The 16,522-nt window shown below is 68.9% G+C and carries 15 protein-coding genes and 1 pseudogene; 11 read left to right on the top strand and 5 right to left on the bottom strand.

The window, feature by feature from the left end:
- Positions 1-241 precede the first annotated feature (241 nt).
- Positions 242-883: a class I SAM-dependent methyltransferase gene (locus E1294_RS07490; RefSeq protein ID WP_246082871.1), complete on the top strand. Its 642-nt coding sequence runs from the start codon at positions 242-244 to the stop codon at positions 881-883.
- On the opposite strand, the gene E1294_RS07485 is transcribed toward E1294_RS07490, so the two are convergent.
- Positions 864-1,082: a hypothetical protein gene (locus E1294_RS07485; RefSeq protein WP_132506144.1), complete on the bottom strand. Its 219-nt coding sequence runs from the start codon at positions 1,080-1,082 to the stop codon at positions 864-866. The genes E1294_RS07490 and E1294_RS07485 overlap by 20 nt on opposite strands.
- Before the next feature lie 567 nt (positions 1,083-1,649).
- Between E1294_RS07485 and E1294_RS07480 the strand changes: the two genes are divergently transcribed.
- From E1294_RS07480 to E1294_RS07440, 9 genes are all read left to right on the top strand, one after another.
- The gene (locus E1294_RS07480) at positions 1,650-2,285 is read left to right on the top strand and encodes a response regulator transcription factor (protein ID WP_132506142.1); all 636 of its coding nucleotides are present in this window, start codon (positions 1,650-1,652) and stop codon (positions 2,283-2,285) included.
- Positions 2,286-2,430: 145 nt separating this feature from the next.
- Positions 2,431-3,300, top strand: coding sequence for an MTAP family purine nucleoside phosphorylase (locus E1294_RS07475; RefSeq protein WP_246082874.1), 870 nt, complete (start codon positions 2,431-2,433; stop codon positions 3,298-3,300).
- Positions 3,301-3,325: 25 nt separating this feature from the next.
- Complete coding sequence (locus E1294_RS07470; RefSeq protein ID WP_132506138.1) at positions 3,326-3,664, top strand: hypothetical protein; 339 nt, start codon at positions 3,326-3,328, stop codon at positions 3,662-3,664.
- Positions 3,665-3,668: 4 nt separating this feature from the next.
- A complete protein-coding gene (locus tag E1294_RS07465; protein ID WP_132506136.1) occupies positions 3,669-4,610 on the top strand; it encodes a histidinol-phosphatase in 942 nt (313 codons plus the stop codon).
- Complete coding sequence (locus tag E1294_RS07460) at positions 4,607-5,515, top strand: NAD-dependent epimerase/dehydratase family protein (RefSeq protein ID WP_132506134.1); 909 nt, start codon at positions 4,607-4,609, stop codon at positions 5,513-5,515. Before E1294_RS07465 ends, E1294_RS07460 begins: the two co-directional genes overlap by 4 nt.
- Before the next feature lie 62 nt (positions 5,516-5,577).
- Positions 5,578-6,807: a DegT/DnrJ/EryC1/StrS family aminotransferase gene (locus E1294_RS07455; protein WP_165977142.1), complete on the top strand. Its 1,230-nt coding sequence runs from the start codon at positions 5,578-5,580 to the stop codon at positions 6,805-6,807.
- Positions 6,794-7,708, top strand: coding sequence for a hypothetical protein (locus E1294_RS07450; protein ID WP_132506130.1), 915 nt, complete (start codon positions 6,794-6,796; stop codon positions 7,706-7,708). The genes E1294_RS07455 and E1294_RS07450 overlap by 14 nt, the downstream gene beginning before the upstream one ends.
- Positions 7,686-8,606, top strand: coding sequence for a fructosamine kinase family protein (locus E1294_RS07445; protein WP_246082869.1), 921 nt, complete (start codon positions 7,686-7,688; stop codon positions 8,604-8,606). The genes E1294_RS07450 and E1294_RS07445 overlap by 23 nt, the downstream gene beginning before the upstream one ends.
- 4 nt (positions 8,607-8,610) lie before the next feature.
- On the top strand, positions 8,611-9,738 hold the full coding sequence (locus E1294_RS07440) for a Gfo/Idh/MocA family protein (RefSeq protein ID WP_132506126.1): 1,128 nt from the start codon (positions 8,611-8,613) through the stop codon (positions 9,736-9,738).
- On the opposite strand, the gene E1294_RS07435 is transcribed toward E1294_RS07440, so the two are convergent.
- The 4 genes from E1294_RS07435 to E1294_RS07420 all read right to left on the bottom strand — a co-directional run bounded on the left by E1294_RS07435 (position 9,678) and on the right by E1294_RS07420 (position 16,082).
- A complete protein-coding gene (locus E1294_RS07435) occupies positions 9,678-10,892 on the bottom strand; it encodes a hypothetical protein (protein ID WP_132506124.1) in 1,215 nt (404 codons plus the stop codon). The genes E1294_RS07440 and E1294_RS07435 overlap by 61 nt on opposite strands.
- Before the next feature lie 103 nt (positions 10,893-10,995).
- The gene (locus E1294_RS07430) at positions 10,996-12,180 is read right to left on the bottom strand and encodes a glycosyltransferase family 4 protein (RefSeq protein WP_132506122.1); all 1,185 of its coding nucleotides are present in this window, start codon (positions 12,178-12,180) and stop codon (positions 10,996-10,998) included.
- Between the two features lie 186 nt (positions 12,181-12,366).
- Positions 12,367-14,148: an ABC transporter ATP-binding protein gene (locus E1294_RS07425; protein WP_132506120.1), complete on the bottom strand. Its 1,782-nt coding sequence runs from the start codon at positions 14,146-14,148 to the stop codon at positions 12,367-12,369.
- Positions 14,145-16,082: an ABC transporter ATP-binding protein gene (locus E1294_RS07420; protein WP_132506118.1), complete on the bottom strand. Its 1,938-nt coding sequence runs from the start codon at positions 16,080-16,082 to the stop codon at positions 14,145-14,147. Before E1294_RS07420 ends, E1294_RS07425 begins: the two co-directional genes overlap by 4 nt.
- A gap of 298 nt (positions 16,083-16,380) precedes the next feature.
- Between E1294_RS07420 and E1294_RS55580 the strand changes: the two are divergent.
- A pseudogene (locus E1294_RS55580) lies at positions 16,381-16,522 on the top strand (inositol-3-phosphate synthase); the annotation flags it as partial.

Raw genomic sequence — 16,522 nt, 5'->3', positions numbered from 1 at the left:
ACCGCGTCTCCTCCGCCACGACCAGATAGCCGTTTCGCGTCGCGAAGGCCCAGGCTGCGCCCCCGTGGCGCGGGCGCGACGCGCCTGGCCAGGCGCGTCGGAAGCCTGCTGCCGGTGGTGGCGCGAGCGTCCGACACGCCAACCGGTGATCGTTCCCGATCGCCAGGCTGGACAACCGCCGAGCTGGAATGTATATCTAGATGCGATCTCTAGTAATCAACTCTAGTAAGGGGAGGCGGCAGTGGATCTGGAGCGCGCGGCGTGGCTGCACTTCAGCCAGGGAAGGGACGACGACGAGGGCCAGGAGGTCGCCGTCAAGGAAATGCTGCTGGCCTACTACACGTCCGGCAGGCCACCGTGGGACAACGGTGTTCCGGCTCCCGAACTGGCTGACACGGTGGAGGGGCCGGATGCGTTGCCGCCCGGGCGGGCACTCGACCTGGGCTGCGGCACCGGCACGAACGCCGTCTACCTCGCCCGCCACGGCTGGGACGTGGTGGGCGTGGACCTGATCGACCGCGCCATCGAGCAGGCCAGGACCAAGGCCGACGCCGCCGGCCAACGGGCGAAGCTGCTCTGCGGCGACGTGACCCGGCTAAACGAACTTGCCGTCGGTGACGGGTTCAGCCTGTTCTTCGACCTGAGTTGCTACTGCGGCATCCCCCGCCACCGCCGGGATGCCTACGCCGCCGGGGTCACCCGCCGTGCCGTGCCAGGAGCGCGGCTGCTGATGTTCGGGTACGGCCCGGAAGGCTTCGATGACGGCTGGAGCGGTGTCACCGCCGATGAGATGCGTACGCGTTTCACCGGCTGGGACCTCACCGATGTCACGCCCGGGACCAACACCGTGCCGACGTACTGGTTCACCCTGCACCGCCGTTGACCGACCTGGCGGCACCCTCGGCCACCCAGCCCAAGGATAAGCCGCGCTCCACGCTGCCCCGGGTGGAGGACTTCACCCAGGGCAGGTCCGCCAGGTCGGCGTGGCCGAGGAGGTCAGGAAATTTCGGGCGGGTCGTCAGCGCAGCTGGGAGGCCCGTCGACGTGGACGACAACGCCCGAGGATCCCAGACCGGGCGCATCCCTTTCCAGCAGCTCCTTGGAGCCGATCACGCGACCTTGGCGTCGGAGCCTTCCAGGTGTTGCAGCCCTTGCGGCCGCCCGCCTTGTGCCCCTGCCCGAACCAGTAGCGTTCGTTTCCCTTGAGCGAGGAGTTCGTCGCCGGACGCCACATCACGACCACGGACTCTGCGCATCCAACCTGTGTGGAGCAGGAACGTGGTCACTGCCGCGGTGTGGCGGCAGGCGTTTGACGATCCGGGCGAGTCCGGGCGGGTTCGCGACGACGACGTTGGCCAGGGCCCCGGCGGAGCAGGGGCCGGTGTAGCCGGTGCATACCGAAAACATACCGGGGGTTGCTTCAATGAAAGGAGAACGCCAAAGGCCGAGCCCGTTCTCGGCCCACCGCAGAAAGGTCCTCGATTGCGGGTCGCCCTTCCATGAACGCGGGCACGCGGGCTGCGTCTCGCCGGCCATGATGCAAGCGCCGGTGCGATGAGCACCACCCCGGCAGACTCCCCGACCCTCATATAGACGACGAACGTCCCTTCGGCCGGCACCCCTCTCTCATCCGACTTTCCTGCCGGGAAATGCCCGGAGGCACCGATGACGGTTCGCTCGATGGGGGTTTTATGATCAGAGTTGGAATTCTGGATACCTCACCGATCTTCCTCGCCGGTCTCGTCGAGGTCCTCACCGACGCGGGCATCAAGGTTCTCGACGCGGGCACATCGCCCACCACCCGCATGCCGTTGCTGGCGGACGCCTACCTCCTCGACCCGGAGGCCCTGCCTTCGGGAGAGGTGCTCTCCCACATCGCGTTGCTCGCCAGGCATATGCCAGTCATCGTGATGCAGTCAGGGGAGGCGCGAGACCACGCGTCGTTCACCGAGGCGGGGGTGAGTCTGATCATCAGCAGATCAGCGTCCAAGGAGGTCTTCATCGAAGCGATACGCCAAGCGGTGGCGGGCACCGTCCCCCATGGTGACGGCAGCACGCCCGCGGACCTTTCCACCGCGACGAGCCCGTCGTTATCCGGGCGCGAGAAGCAGGTACTGCGCCAGATCTCGCGAGGGCTGACCCACGGCCAGATCGCCACCCGGCTGGGTATCAGCCAGCACACCGTCGACACCTACGTCAAACGCATCCGTGCCAAGCTCGGCGCGGGCAACAAGGCCGAGCTCACCAAGGCGGCGCTGCTCGGTCAGGTGGTGGGGGGCGAATGACGTCCGTCCCGAAGCTCATGCCCCTTCGAGCGCAGCCGGCTGGAAGCCAAACCGATGTCTCATCCCCGTCGTCGCGGCCGGTCACGTCACGGCGCACCGCCGTGGCGCGGCCAGTCACCTGTTTACGTGACATGTCTTGCCGACGGTGACCGTCAACCATGGCCTGGTGAGTCATAACGCCACGCACGACGGCTTGGGAGGACCGGTGGGCAGCGCCGACCTTATGAACGCGAGTCTGGCCATCATTGGCGGAACCGGCCTTTACCATCTTCTTCAGAACGCGGAGGAAGTCCGCCCGGAAACGCCCTACGGTTTTCCCGGCGCGGCCATCCAGGTCGGCGAACTCGGCGGCAGGCGAGTCGCCTTTCTCCCACGTCACGGCGTCGACCACACGCTCTTGCCCGCGGAGATTCCCTTCCGCGCGAACCTCTGGGCGCTGCACGCCCTGGGCGCCCGCCAGGTGGTGGCGGTCAACGCCGTCGGCAGCCTGAGAACGCCCCTCAGGCGTGGAGACATGGTCCTCGTGGATCAGTTCGTCGACCGCACCTGGGGGCGGCCCGACACTTTTTCCGGCGACGGTGAGGTCGTCTACATCAGCGCGGCGGATCCGTTCTGCGAGCGGATGCGCCGTACGGCCCACGGGAGACTGCTCGACCTGCAGGAGCGAGTCCACGCTGACGGAACGGTGGTGGTGATCCAAGGCCCGAGATTCTCCTCCCGGGCGGAGAGCACCTGGTTCTCGAAGCAGGGCTGGGACCTGGTGAACATGACCATCTACCCGGAGGTCGTGCTGGCGCGTGAGCTGCAGATGTGTTACGTCAGCCTCTGCTACGTCACCGACCACGACGCTTGCGTCGGCGACTCGGCCACCGAGCCCGTGTCGCATCACGCGGTCGCCGCGGAGTTCGGCCGCGGGCTCGACCGCATCCGCCATGCCCTGAAGGTTCTCGCGCCCGGCCTCGCCGACGATCCCTCCTGCGGCTGCCGATCGGCCGTCTCCTCCGCGACCGCGTAAGCCGCCATCCTCCGGGAGGTGTCCCATGTCATCGGCTGCCGTTCCGCCATCGTCGAACAGCGTCAACGCTCTGCAAGCCGCGGTGCAGGCTCTCAGGGAGCGGCACGGAATCCAGGTTCCCGCCAGTGCCGCCCTGCTGGACGCCTGCGCCGAACTGGGTGAGCTGGCAGGCGCCTACCTGAAACATCACGACTACCGGCTGGACACGTCTGCCGGGCCGCACGACGAGCTGCCCGTCGACGTCCGCGCGGAGTATGGGGACGTGCTCTTCGCCGTCCTGAGCTTCGCCGCGGCGGCCGGCATCGACGCCGAGCGAGAGCTCCTGCAGACCTTGTCCCACTACGAGATCCGGTTCGGTAGCTGACCCGATGGGGGTTGCCTTGGGGGATTACCACGTTCACCTTCATCCACACGTACCGCGGCCAGGAAGCCCCCCTCCTGGGGTCTATCCCAAAGAGCACGTCGAGGCGTACGTTGAGCAAGCGCTCGCCCGTGGCGCCACCGAGGTGGGTTTCACCGAGCACCTGCACCGGTTCGCCGACTTCGAGCCGGCCATAGCGGACTTCTGGGAGACCGGCGAGTCCGGGGATCTGGTGGCGCACTCGCGGCAGTACTACTACGACGATCTCAACCTCCGCCTCGATCGCTACGTGAGTGCCGTGACCGCCGCCCGCGAGCGAGGCCTGCCCGTGCTGCTGGGGCTGGAGGTCGACTTCCTCCCGGCCTATCAGGACGTGATCGCCGAGGTGCTGCGGCGACATCCCTTCGACTTCCTCATCGGATCGGTGCACTGGATCGGCGCCTGGTCGGTCGATCACCCGGCGGTCGCTCACGAGTTCGAGCGGCGGGGCGTCCGACGAGCCTACGAGGACTACTTCGGCCTGGTCACCGAACTGGCGGAGTCACGTTCGGTGGACGTGCTCGCGCATCCCGATGTCGTCAAGAAGTTCGGGCATCGATGCGTGGAGGAACCTCTCGACCTCTATGAGCGGCTCGTCCGGGCGGCGAGCCGGAACGAGATCGCGATGGAGGTGTCCAGCGCGGGACTGCGCTACGAGGTCGCGGAGCCTTATCCGGCGCCGTCCCTGCTGCGGATGGCCCACGCGGCCGGCGTGCCGATCACCCTGGCGAGTGACGCGCACTACCCGGACCAGGCGGCGGACCGGTACAGAGAACTCGTCCGGTATGCCTGGGACGCCGGATACCGCCACCGGGTCGCCTTCAGGACGGGCGGCGTGCGGGAGGCCGTCGCGCTGCCCGACCCGTACGAGGACGAGCACTGGCCGCTGGAACGGGATGACGGCGTATGAACCGCTCCGGAATAGCGATCACAGGAGGCGGTGGCCGCCTGGGCGGCGAACTGGGCAGAAGACTGAGCGCGGCCGGGTACGCGGTGACACTGATCGACACCCGCTTCCCCGCGTGGTTGCACGGCCCGTCGCCCGGGATCCGGCTGGTCGAGCTGGATCTGCTGTCCACCCGAGCGCAGAGCGTCCTGCGCCGCGCCCTGGAGGGGAGCCGGGTGGTCCTGCACCTGGCGGGACTGCACGGACTGCACCTGCGGCAGGGCATGCGGATTCCCGACATCTGGCGCTCGAACGTGGAAGGGACCTGGCAGGTCTGCGCCGCGTCCATGGCGGTAGGAGCCGAGCGGGTGGTGCTGGCCAGCACGACCGCACTGTACGGCCCCGGCAGCCCGCCCGGCGATGACGCCATGATCCTGAACGAGCAGCGGGCTCCCATGCCGGACAACCCGTATGCCACGGCGAAGCTCGCGGCCGAATCGATCGTGGCCTCCACCGTGGGTTCGGCGGCGGAAGGCGTGTCCCTGCGTCTGGGACGCTTCTACCGCGAAGACGAGAGCTCCTATCAGCTGCGGAAACTGTCCACCGGGCTCGATCTCGAAGACGCCGCCGACGCGTTCGTCGCTGTCTGCGAGGCGCCCCGGCTGCCCTGCGGCGTTTACTGCGTGGCCAGCGATCTGCCACTGCCCACTGAAGCGAGGCTCGCGTTGGGGAAGGACTGCAGGGGAGTCCTCAAGCAACATCTGCCGGGGTTCGTGGACGAGGTCGCCCGGCGGGGGTGGTCGTTGCCGCCGCGGGTCGGACGATCGGTGGATTCCAGCAAGTTGCAGTCCATGACCCGATACAGGCCGCGCAGGAGCCTGGCCACGCTGGCCACGAAGTGGCGTGCCGAGATGAGGAGCGTGAGGTGAGCCCGTTGAACCCGGACGAGCCGAAGACAACAGAGAAACCAGCGGTTTTCGGCGGAGAGCCCGTGATCGCACCGCCGCACCGTTTCACCTGGCCCCGGCTGTCGGACGCCGACAAGGCGGCGGTGCTGGCGTTGCTGGAGAAGGGAGAGACCTCCTACTACGGCCGGGAAGGGGTGCTGACCAGGCTGGAGGATTTCTGGTCCGGCCGGTTACAGGGGCGGCGCGCGCTGGGCATGTCCTCCGGCACGGCGGCCCTGCACTCCGCGTTCTTCGCGCTGGGCACGGGACCAGGTGACGAGGTGCTCTGCCCCACCAATACCTTCCTGGCGACGGTCATGCCGCTGGTCCAGCTAGGGGCGACACCGGTCCTCTGCGACGCGGAACCCGACACGGGGAACATCGATCCCGCCGCGCTCGCCGCCGCGATCACACCACGGACGGCCGGGATCGTCGTGACCCACCTCTGGGGCCATCCCTGCGACATGACGCCGATCCTGGAGCTGGCCCGCCGGCACGGTCTGTGGGTGGTGGAGGACTGCTCCCACGCGCACGGCGCCACCTACCACGGGCACGAGGTCGGCACGTTCGGCGACGCGGCGGCCTTCAGCTTCCAGGGCGCGAAAATCGTGTACGCGGGCCAGGGCGGCCTGCTGGCGTCAAAGGACCAGGAGACACACGAACGCGCGTGTCTGCTCGGCCACTTCCGCGTGCGATGCGAGCAGGACATCGAAAGCTCGCTCGGCCGTTTTTCCGGCACGGGCTTCGGGCTGAACTATCGTATGCATCCGTTCGCCGCCGCGCTGGCGATGGAGAGCTCCCTGGCCATGGAGATGCGCATCGCCGACCGTGCCCGGCTGCTCGGCAGGCTCGCCGCCGGCCTCGCCTCCATTCCGGGGCTCATCCCGCCTGCCACGCGGCCCGGCTGCGATCGGGGGGCGTACTACGGGTTCAAGCTCCGGCTGTCCGGGCAATGGCTGGAGGCCGGAGCGGAGAAGGTGGCCAGAGCGCTGGCCTGCGAAGGGCTCGACGTGCATCCTCCCGGCTCACGGCCGCTGCATCTGCTGCCGTTCTTCACCGACGGCAGCGTGCCGCTCCGCCGTGCGGCTCCGCCGATCCGGGTGCCGGAGTATAAACGTGGTGACTTCCCGGTGGCCGAGGAGTTGTGGCGTACCTCGCTCAGCCTGCCGACCTTCACCTTCTCCGACGAGGAGCAGCTGGTGGAGGGGTACTGCGAGGCGTTCGAGAAGGTCGCTCGGCACCTGCCGAGGATCGCGTCCTGTGCAGAGATCTGACATGGACCCCTTTCCCGATGACGGGTTCCTGCCGCTCGATCTCCTTGTCTCCCACTGGCGCCTCGACGCCCACGCCCTGGTGGAGTCGTTACGTCCGAGCCTCGGCGGCACGCGCGTGTTCTACGGCGGTGGGCTCGCCGACGACCTGGGCCGTGCCGACGGGCCGGTGGAACTGGTGGCCCTCGCCGAGCGGGCGGAGGAGCCGGCCGAGCCGGCCATCGAACCTCATGGCCTGATCCACCCTCCGGTCCAGTTGTCCGTCCTGGTCATGCCCACGCGGCTGTTGCGAGCCTGGGAGGAGCCACTCAGGAGCCTGCTCACCCACCCGGGCGGGCCGTTGCCGCCGGTGTCGCCCGAGATCGCCAAGGGAATGCACGCCCTGCATGGCCAACGCGACCTCCAGCCCGGATCCCAACTGTTCGCGCAGGAGATGGAGGAGGCGCACATCGAGTTGTGGCCGCTGTTCACGGCGGCTCGTGCGGTACAGGAGCTGGGCGGGGCGAACGGCCGTCCGGCGGTCCGTGAGCGCCTGTCCTTGCTGGTGCGCGCTCTGCTGAGCGCATGGGACTGCTGCAACCCTCAGCCGGAATTGCAGGCTCCCCTCTTCGAGAGGGCGGCGGCTCGACGTGGGATATCGCCCGGCGTGCGGGCGGCGGTGCGGCAGGCGTTGACCGGCCGCTCGCCGGATCGCGACGTACGTTCCGCCCTGCGCGCCCTGGAGGAGATCGGCGCTGCCGATCCCGTGCTCGGACTCACCGGATATGCGCGGGATGAGGTGTCCGCTGCGCCGCAGGAAACCCGGGCCGCCCTTTCCTCGGTACGGCCCACCTCTCAGCAGACAGCCTGGCACGTGCCGGAGGAAAGCCGATCGCCCATCCGTGGCAACGTCAGAGAGAGCTGATCGAATGGGTTCTACAGGCGATATGAAGCTCCTTTCCGGCAGATTGCGCCAAGCCGGATTCGACGTCGATTCCCTGGAGGTCGCGGCGGGCGGAGTGGTCGCCGTCGCGGGAATGGCCGAGTTGCAGGATGATGTCCGGATATTCGCCAAAACGCTGCGGGGTGACGGATCCGACGTCTTCCAAGTGGAGTCGGAGGGCCTGCGGGCGCTCGGGGAGCTCGGCGGGGTGCCCACTCCCGGAGTCGTCAAGGTCACGCCGCACCTTCTCGTGCTCGAACCGATGCACCCGCGACGCGATGGCGAGCTGTTCTGGGAACAGCTCGCGCATACGATGGCCAGGCTGCATCGCTCGACGGCAGGCACCCGGTTCGGCTGGCACCGCGACGGCTGGCTGGGCAGGATGCGTCAGGAAAACGCATGGGATGAGGACGGACATTCCTTCTTCGCTCAGCGGCGCATTCTCCGCTGGCTTCCCGAGCCGTTGGCGGAGAAGGCCTTCGACCGTGACGACCGCCGGGCGATCGAGCGTCTTTGCGCCGCGTTGCCGGAGCTGATCCCGCCGCAACCGCCGTCGCTCAACCACGGCGACCTGTGGCGGGAGAACATCCTCGCCGATCCGTACGGAAACCCGGTCCTGATCGATCCGGCAGTGTCCTACACCTGGCCGGAGTCCGATCTCAGCATGCTCTGGTGCTCTCCGCGCCCGCCCGAATCGGAGCGGTTCTTCGCCGTGTACGCCGAGGAGGCGGAACTGGCCGGCGGTTGGCGCGACCGCATGCCGGTGCTGCACCTACGAGAACTCCTGAGCGTCGTCGCCCACGGAGACGACGACTGGGGCGCGGTCGCGGAGATCAGGAAGATCGTCGCTCCTTTCGCTCGCAACACGAAGAAAGGTTGAGCCGATGTCCACGCAGACCGCCACGCAGGTGGCGTTGATCGGGTGCGGGTTCGCCGCCGACTACTACGTGACCACGATGGCGAATCATCCCGAGCTGTCCATCGGCGGGGTGTGCGATCGCGATGGGGAACGCGCGAAGGTCTTCAGCTCCCACCACGGGTTGCCTCTCTACAGGTGCGTCGAGGAGTTGCTGGCGCAGGACGACATCAAGGTCGTGGTGAACCTCACGAGCCCGGAGAGTCACTTCGACGTCAGCAGGACCGCGATGCTGGCCGGCAAGCACGTCTACTCGGAGAAGCCGCTTGCCATGACCGCCGCGGAAGGAGCCGAGCTGGTCCGGCTGTCGGAGGAGCGCGAGCTCGTGCTGAGCGTGGCACCCTGCAACCTGCTCGGAGAGACGGCGCAGACGGTCTGGCGGGCCGTGCGGCGAGGCGACATCGGCCGGCCGCAACTGGTGTACGCGTCCATGGACGATGGGGCGATCCACCGCATGCGCTTCCGGACGTGGCGCAGCCCGTCCGGCGCGCCGTGGCCCTACCGCAGTGAGTTCAGCACGGGCTGCGTGCTCGAACACTCCGGCTACCACCTGAACCTGCTCATCGCCATGTTCGGCCAGGTGACACGGGTCAGCTCGTTCGCGACGAACGTCGTGCGGAACGTGCCGCAGGTCGACTCGGCCGCTCCGGACTTCGTCAGCGGGTGCCTGCATTTCGACAGCGGCGTGGTCGCCCGCCTCACGTGCAGCATCGTCGCGCCCGCCGACCACTCGCTGCTCGTGGTCGGCGACGAAGGCGCGCTGACGACCCGGGACGCGTGGGATTTCGGCTCACCCGTGCACCTCCGCCGTGACGTCCTCCCGGAGCGGCGCCGACTGTCGGAGCCCGTACCGTATCCGCTGGTCCGGGAGTGCGATTTCGCCCATCGTTACCGTGGTTCCCACGTCATGGACTTCTCGCGCGGCGTCGCGGAGGTCGCGCATGCCGCTGCCGAGGGACGTCCGTCCCGGCTGCCGGCCCGGCACGCGTTGCACGCGCTGGAGGTGATGCTCGCCATGATGGACGGCGGAGAGCGTCAGTTCGCCGGGATCGGGCTCGATGCGATAGAGCCGATGCCCTGGGCGATGGAGGAGTAGCCGGGCACCGGGCCGCATGACGAGGCGAGCGTGCCGCCGAACCGGAGTGCGCCCCTCGTCAACGCGGCGAGAGCCGGTTCAAGCCCGGGCATGTGCTGCGGCGGGACGAACCTGCGCAGGGCGCCCGTGCCCATCGTCTCGACGGCGCGTCGAGCGGCTCTGGAAGGTGGCGGGAACGTCGTCGTCCCCGTCAGCTCGGCGATGCGGAGACCGTGCGCCACTCCGGTCAGCCACAGTTGGTGGAGAAGGATGGGACTGATGCGCTCGCGAAGCAGTTCCTCGGCCTCCAGGCCCGCCATCGTCTCGCCGAAAGCCCCGGCAAGGCGATCGCGGTGCACCCCCCGCGCCGTGAACACGCGCAAGGCCGGCACCCGGTGCCACTCGGCGGCACCCGCGGGGGCGCGGACACAGAAGTGCGCGCTGCCCTCGGTCCAGGAGAAGTAGGGGATGAAGTCGATGTCGCTCACCGAATCGCCCTGAGCGAGGAGGGCCAGTTCCGCGGGGTCGGGTCCGTCGGGAAAGGAGCAGACCGAGGAGCGCACACCCATCTCGTTGTTTCCCACCAGGCTGGGCACGTCCTGGTGCTCCAGCAGATTGGGCACGCACGCGTGACAGTCGATCCCGGCCTTGTGGAGATAGGCGAGCAGCGCGATGTCGTCGGGCTCGCCGTCGGCTTCCGCACGCGCCAGGTGGGCGTCCGCCGACCGTGCCACCTCGGCGGGGAGGACGAGCCCCTGGGAGGGCACATAGGTGTCGGTCACCTGCGCCCAGGCGCGACCCGTGAGCGCGGCGATCCGCAGGCCGTGGGAGGTTCGCGACCCCCATTCGGCGAACAGGCTGATGGCGTCGCGCGGACGGGCGGAGATCACGCCGCGCAGGGCGGAGGTGAATCCGCGGCACAGCTCGACGTCGTCCTGCACCACCAGATGATGTGTGGCGGCCGGCAAGACGGCCGACCAGGCGGCCCGCGCGGTACGAAAAGAGCCAGGAGGGCCGTCCGGCCGCGGATCGAGCACGATCCTCATGCCGAGCTCGGGATGCGCGCCGGCGAGCCGCTCGGCCAGCGGAAGGCGGTCCCGGTGGGTCATGACGACCACCGACAGGCGGATGCCGTCGCCATCGGCTCTCGTACCGGATCTCGTTGTCCCGTTCATGTTCAACCCTCGCGGACTCGATAAAGCATGGACACGACCTTCCGCCGAGGCGCGGTCGGCACGACGGCGAGAAGCCGTCACACGCCAGGCCGGGCAGGAACCGTCAGCCTCGGCCGGCCGTCAGCTCCTCGTAGACGGCCGCGGTGCGCCTGGCGCAGTTGTCGACGCTGTTCCGGCACCTGACGATCTCGCGCAGCCGAGCCGACTCGGCCGCGTACGCCGCCTGATCCGCCAGCACCTCGCGGATTTTCGTCGCCAGGCCGGCCCCCGTCGCGTCGGGTGCCAGGAGCGGCGAGTGGCGGCCGAAGATCTCCTGGAAGCCCTCGTTCGGCGCGGCGATGGTGACGCAGCCGGCGAGTATCGCCTCCAGTGCCGCGAGGCCGAATCCTTCGTACTCGGCCGGCTGCACCACGAGATGGCTGCGCGCCACGATCCTCCTGCGGCCCGCGTCGTCGACGTCCTGCAGCACCGTGACGTGGTCGTTGAGCTCCGCTTTCGCTATCGCGTTCACGACCGTGTCGTAGTAGTCCTTCGAGGACGCGTCGTACCGCCCGACCAGGGCACATCGCACCTGCAGACCTTCCTCGCGCAACCTCCGCACGGCTTCGACCAGGGCCAGCTGGTTCTTCCTCGGCTTGAACCTGCCCACCGAGACGATCCGGAGGGGAGCGTCGGGAAGGCGCGTGGCCGCTGGTTCCTGGTGGTCGGCGTCGAGCCCGTAGGGGACGAAGCTGATCCTGTCGCGCTCGACTCCCGAGGCCAGCGCCTGGCGCAGGAAGAACTCGCTGCCGACGATCACCTTGGCGATCTCCGGGAACGTGTGCAGAACCTGTGACCTGGACCTGCCGAGCCTGTCGTCGAAGGGCAACGTCTCATGCGAGGTGACCACCAGCGGCACCGACAACTCTCTGGCGAGCACCGCACCGGGCAGATAGGCGCCCTGCCCCTGGGCGTGCACGACGTCCGCGTCCCCATGACCGTGTGCGCGAAGGCGCTCGAGACACCGCCCGACGTCGTCGAGCAACTCGTACAAGCCGACCTCCCAGCGCACGACCTCCCGGGACGCCGGGTCCTTGAGACCGAACGCCGTGGTGCGAGCGATCATCACCTCGTTGTGGATCTGGAAGGGCGCCTGACCGGCGTGTCCACGGTCGGTGATCACCCCCACGTCGTGCCCCAGACGCGCGAGCCCTTCGGCCAGAGACCTCGTGTGCGTTTCTGCTCCCCCCACGTACGGGTGGTAGAGCGGAGACACCATCAGGACCTTCACGAAGCCGATCCACCTCATCACTGTTGCTCCGCAGGGACGCTCCACCGCGACGACCGCGATCTCCGGAGGGTGCGCAGGACGTCATGTCTCTACCTCTAAGGCGGACGGATCGGCCCAGGACAGTCCCTGGTTTACGTGACATGCCGCGGCACGCCCCGAACGCCGACAATCTTCGGGCGAGGAGAACGGCGTTGGGCCGCACGCTCACCGGTAGGACCGTGCCTGCATGCCGTACAGCTCCGCGTACAGACCGCCCTTGCGCATGAGGGTGGCGTGGTCACCGCTTTCGGCGATGCGCCCGCCGGAGACCACGACGATGAGATCGGCCACCCGCACGGTGGAGAGCCGGTGCGAGACCAGCACGGTGATCCCGCCGTCGGCGGCGGTGCGCGCCGCCTGAGCGGCGTAGCACTCGAACAGGGCGTGCTCGGCTTCAGGGTCCAACGCCGAGGTGGGTTCGTCGAGGACCAGCAGCAAGGGACGTTCGCGCATGAAGGCGCGCCCCAGGGCCAGCTTCTGCCACTGGCCGCCGGAGAGCTCGATGCCGTCGGCGTGGCTTTTGCCGAGCCGTGTGCCCAGCCCGCCGGGGAGTTGAGGGATCACGTCGCCGACGCGGGCACGAGCGAGCGCGGCCAGCACCGCCTCTTCCGAGTCCATACGGGGCAGATCGCCCACGCCAACCGACTGGTGGGCCGTGAACTCGTACCGGACGAAGTCCTGGAACCCGACGGCTATCCGGGCGCGCCAGGCGTCCAGCGCGATGCGGTCCAGAGGGGTGCCGTCAATCAGGATCTGTCCTTCGGCCGGCGGGTGGAGCCCGCACAACAACGAGATGATGCTGGTCTTGCCCGCGCCGTTCTCGCCGACGATGGCGACCGTGGCGGAGGCCGGGAGATGGAGATCCACCTCGCGTAACGCCAAGGTGCCCTGATAGGAGAGGGACACCCCACGCAAAGTGATACCGCGCGTCAACCGTTGCGGCGGGGGAGCGGGGGCGAACCGGCCGATCTCCGGGGTGGGAACGATCGCCTGACGCAGTTCGGCCAGCCGGCGGTCCACCCCGGTCAGCCGCTGGATATCGGGCGCCAGCGCGACGACCTGCGCCACCTGGCTGTTCACCTGGGCGGCCAGCATGACCACCAGGGCCACGTCGCCGACCGTGCTCCGTCCGGCGGCGGCCTCGCGGACGACCAGCACCACGGCCGCCACGTATCCGGCGGCGAACACCAGTTGACCGGCGGCCCGCAGCAGGGCGCCGCGCCAGTGTGCCTGCCACAGGCGGGCGGTCGTCCCGGCCCACAAGTGCGCGTGGCGGCGCCGGATCTCGCTGCGCAGCCGGAGAACGCTCAACTCCTTGGCCGAGCCGGCGTTCGTGGCGAGGCGGAACAGGTTCAGCGCGAGCCGGGTCGGTGCCGCGCCGGCCTTGCGTGCCCGATCCATCCGCTGCTCGGCACGGCGGCCGGCCAACAGCGGCGGTATGGAGACCAGGGGCAGCAGGAGCAGCAGCGGATGCAGCGCCACCAGCAGGACGGTGGTGAGCGTCATGCCCGTGGCGAGCCCGGCCAGGGACATCAGGGCCTGCAACGCGTTGCGGGTCTGCTGGACCTCCTGCTCCACGATGGTGAACCGGTCAGCGTGCGCGGGGTCCTCGTGTGCCTGCAAGCCGGGGGATCCGTTGACGAGATTGATCAACTCTTCGTCGTAACGCAGCAGATTCAGCTCGGCGAGTTCGAAGTACGCGAGATGGGCGAAGTGCGCCAAGGTGAGAGCCGCGATGAGCAGCACCGCGATCAACAGGCCCGCGACCACCGCCTCGGTGACCCGGCCGAGTTGTGCCGAGTCGATCAGCCGGCGCAGGCAGGCCGCGGCGAGTGGCATGGCGGCACCGCTGACCAGCATCAAACCCGTCGCCGTGGCGGTTCTGCTGCGGCTCTGCCGCCACGACAGGCCGAGCAACCGGATCGCGGCCATCGGCAGATCCCTCACGTCGGCACCCCCGAACCGTCGAACGGCCTGCGGGCGGGACCGCCGGTGTACCGGGCCGCCTGCAGCCGGAAGAGACCGGCGTACCGGCCACCCCGGCGGAGCAGCTCCCGGTGGGAGCCCTCTTCGCTCACCCGGCCGTTCTCCAGCACCACGATGTGATCGGCACGCCGGACCGTGGAGAACCGGTGTGAGATCATGATGGTCGTCGCGCCGCCGGTGAGCCGGACGAACTCGTCGAAGAAGCGTGCCTCGGCGCGCACGTCGAGGCTCGCCGTCGGCTCGTCGAGCACCAGCACTCCGCCGCCATGCCGCAGGCCGAAGAGCGCGCGGGCCAGCGCCACCCGTTGCCACTGCCCGCCGGACAGATCGGTGCCGCCGACGATGTGCGGGGTGAGCGGGGTGTCGAGCCCGCCCGGCAGCGCATCGAGCGTGCCGAGGATGCCGGCCTCCCCGGCGGCGTCGCGTACGTCTTCGCGGGCGCCGGCGTGCCGCACGGAGCCGAAACCGATGTTCTCGGCGGCGGTGGCCTCGTACCGGATGTAGTCCTGGAAGACGACCGAGATCCGGGCTCGCCAGGCCTCCACGGGAAAGCGCCGGACGTCGACGCCGTCGACCGTGATCACGCCTCCGTCCGGTTCGTACAGCCGGGTGAGCAGCTTGACCAGCGTGGTCTTCCCCGCGCCGTTCAACCCGACGATCGCGGTGCACTGCCCCGAGCGAATGCGCAGGTCGAGATCCCGGAAGACCGGCCGCTCACTGCCTCTGTACCGGAAGGACACCCCGGAGAAACGGATGTCCTCCCGCGGAGCGGGCGGGTCGGCGATCTCGTCATGCGGGTTCGTCCGCTCGTCGACGTCGTACGCGGCGGCCCCTCGCTCGTAGGCCCGCACCGCTTCGTGGGTGCGCGCCCCGCCGATCGTCTGCATGTCGGCCTCGGGGGAGAACTCTCCGAGGCGCAGCCCGGTGAGCACCGCCTGGACGATCAGCACCAGGGTCGCCACGGTCAGCCCCTGGGCACCGGCCACGGCCGCCGAGACCACGACCGCCGCGGTGATGAGCAGGCATAACACCGTGTAGCGCAGATACGGCCAGAGCAGGGATCGGCGCCGCTCCCGCCACACGGGCCTCAGCCAGGCGAGATATGCCCGGCGATAGCGATCCCGCAACCATTCCAGCAGGCCGAACACCCGGATCTCCTTGGCGGCGGTGGCCCGCATGGCCAGATCGCGCAGGTAACGGCTTTCGCGCCGCACGGCCGCTTGTGCCAGCAGCGTGCCGGTGAACGAGCGCAGCCCGCTCAGCAGGGCGTGCCGGAAGACCAGAACGGTGACCAGCACTCCTGCGGCGGTCACCCACGAGTAGACCACGCCGATGACGATGACGAATCCGGCCAGCTGCACGTTCCGGCCGGCCAGGTGCACCATTCCCGCGGCCGCCCGGCCGGGAGTGTGCACCCCTTGTTCCAGCTCGTACCCGGCCACGTTCAGGTGTTCCAGCAGCCGCTGGTCCTCCAGCGGACCGATCCCGCGGCTGTGCAGGGAAGCGGCGATCAGCCGGTCGAACGCCTCGCCGTCGATCCGGCGGGCGACGAGCTCCGACAGCGCGTTCTGCGCCGGTGCGAGAGCCTGCTGTACGGTGAACGCGGCGGACGCCAGCAGGAAGGCGGCGACCACCGACGGCCACCGGGCCGGATCCACCCGGGCCTCCGCCACCCCGCCCAGCAAGAGGCTGCCGGCCAGGACGAAGACCACCGGCAGGATGCCGAGGAGCACGGCGCACGAGGCCGTCGCCAGCACCGCGGCCCATCCCGCCTGGGGAAGCAGCCGCACGATCCGCCAGCGCGCGGCGGCGATGGCACGGGCGGCGGGAAGGACGCCGCCGTGCGCGCGCGAGGTCGACAAGCCGGGCCTCGGGCCGTGCGACGACCGCCCCATGTGTCTTGTCCTTTCCCGAGGAGCAGGATGTGGTGGGTCCCGGCCCGTCAGCCGCCCGGTCGGTCCGGACGCTGCTCCGGCGGGCGCGAAAGGTGTGCAGTCTTTCTCTCCGGCAGTCGTGCGCATTTCCTGCCGCCGGCACGTCAACCCTCTCCGGATATTGATGGATCTTATTGAGAGATACCTGACCGGAGAACACCCAAGGTGGCAAATGTCGGATACCCGACACGCTGGTGGCTATTCTCCTTTGCGCTGCACTTGGATGGTGGCCATTCCGTTCATTGATGGGAGGAACCGCATGGGTTCGGTTCGTGTGGCCATTGTCGGTGTCGGCAACTGCGCGTCGTCGCTGGTCCAGGGCGTTCACTATTACAAGGACGCCGACCCGGACGTTCGGGTCCCGGGCCTGATGCACGTGAAGTTCGGCGACTACCACGTCG

It is taken from the genome of Nonomuraea diastatica, assembly GCF_004349015.1.
In the GTDB taxonomy this organism is placed as follows: Bacteria; Actinomycetota; Actinomycetes; order Streptosporangiales; family Streptosporangiaceae; genus Nonomuraea; species Nonomuraea diastatica.
The sequence above is the reverse complement of the archived record's forward strand: the minus strand, read 5'-3'. Positions and strand labels throughout refer to the sequence as shown.

Bases quoted from the DNA above. Each gene is read 5' to 3' on its own strand.
- E1294_RS07485 (WP_132506144.1), bottom strand. From the start codon at position 1,082: ATGCGCCCGGTCTGGGATCCTCGGGCGTTGTCGTCCACGTCGACGGGC.
- E1294_RS07480 (WP_132506142.1), top strand. From the start codon at position 1,650: ATGCCCGGAGGCACCGATGACGGTTCGCTCGATGGGGGTTTTATGATC.
- E1294_RS07470 (WP_132506138.1), top strand. From the start codon at position 3,326: ATGTCATCGGCTGCCGTTCCGCCATCGTCGAACAGCGTCAACGCTCTG.
- E1294_RS07465 (WP_132506136.1), top strand. From the start codon at position 3,669: ATGGGGGTTGCCTTGGGGGATTACCACGTTCACCTTCATCCACACGTA.
- E1294_RS07460 (WP_132506134.1), top strand. From the start codon at position 4,607: ATGAACCGCTCCGGAATAGCGATCACAGGAGGCGGTGGCCGCCTGGGC.
- E1294_RS07440 (WP_132506126.1), top strand. From the start codon at position 8,611: ATGTCCACGCAGACCGCCACGCAGGTGGCGTTGATCGGGTGCGGGTTC.
- E1294_RS07435 (WP_132506124.1), bottom strand. From the start codon at position 10,892: ATGAACGGGACAACGAGATCCGGTACGAGAGCCGATGGCGACGGCATC.
- E1294_RS07430 (WP_132506122.1), bottom strand. From the start codon at position 12,180: ATGAGGTGGATCGGCTTCGTGAAGGTCCTGATGGTGTCTCCGCTCTAC.
- E1294_RS07420 (WP_132506118.1), bottom strand. From the start codon at position 16,082: ATGGGGCGGTCGTCGCACGGCCCGAGGCCCGGCTTGTCGACCTCGCGC.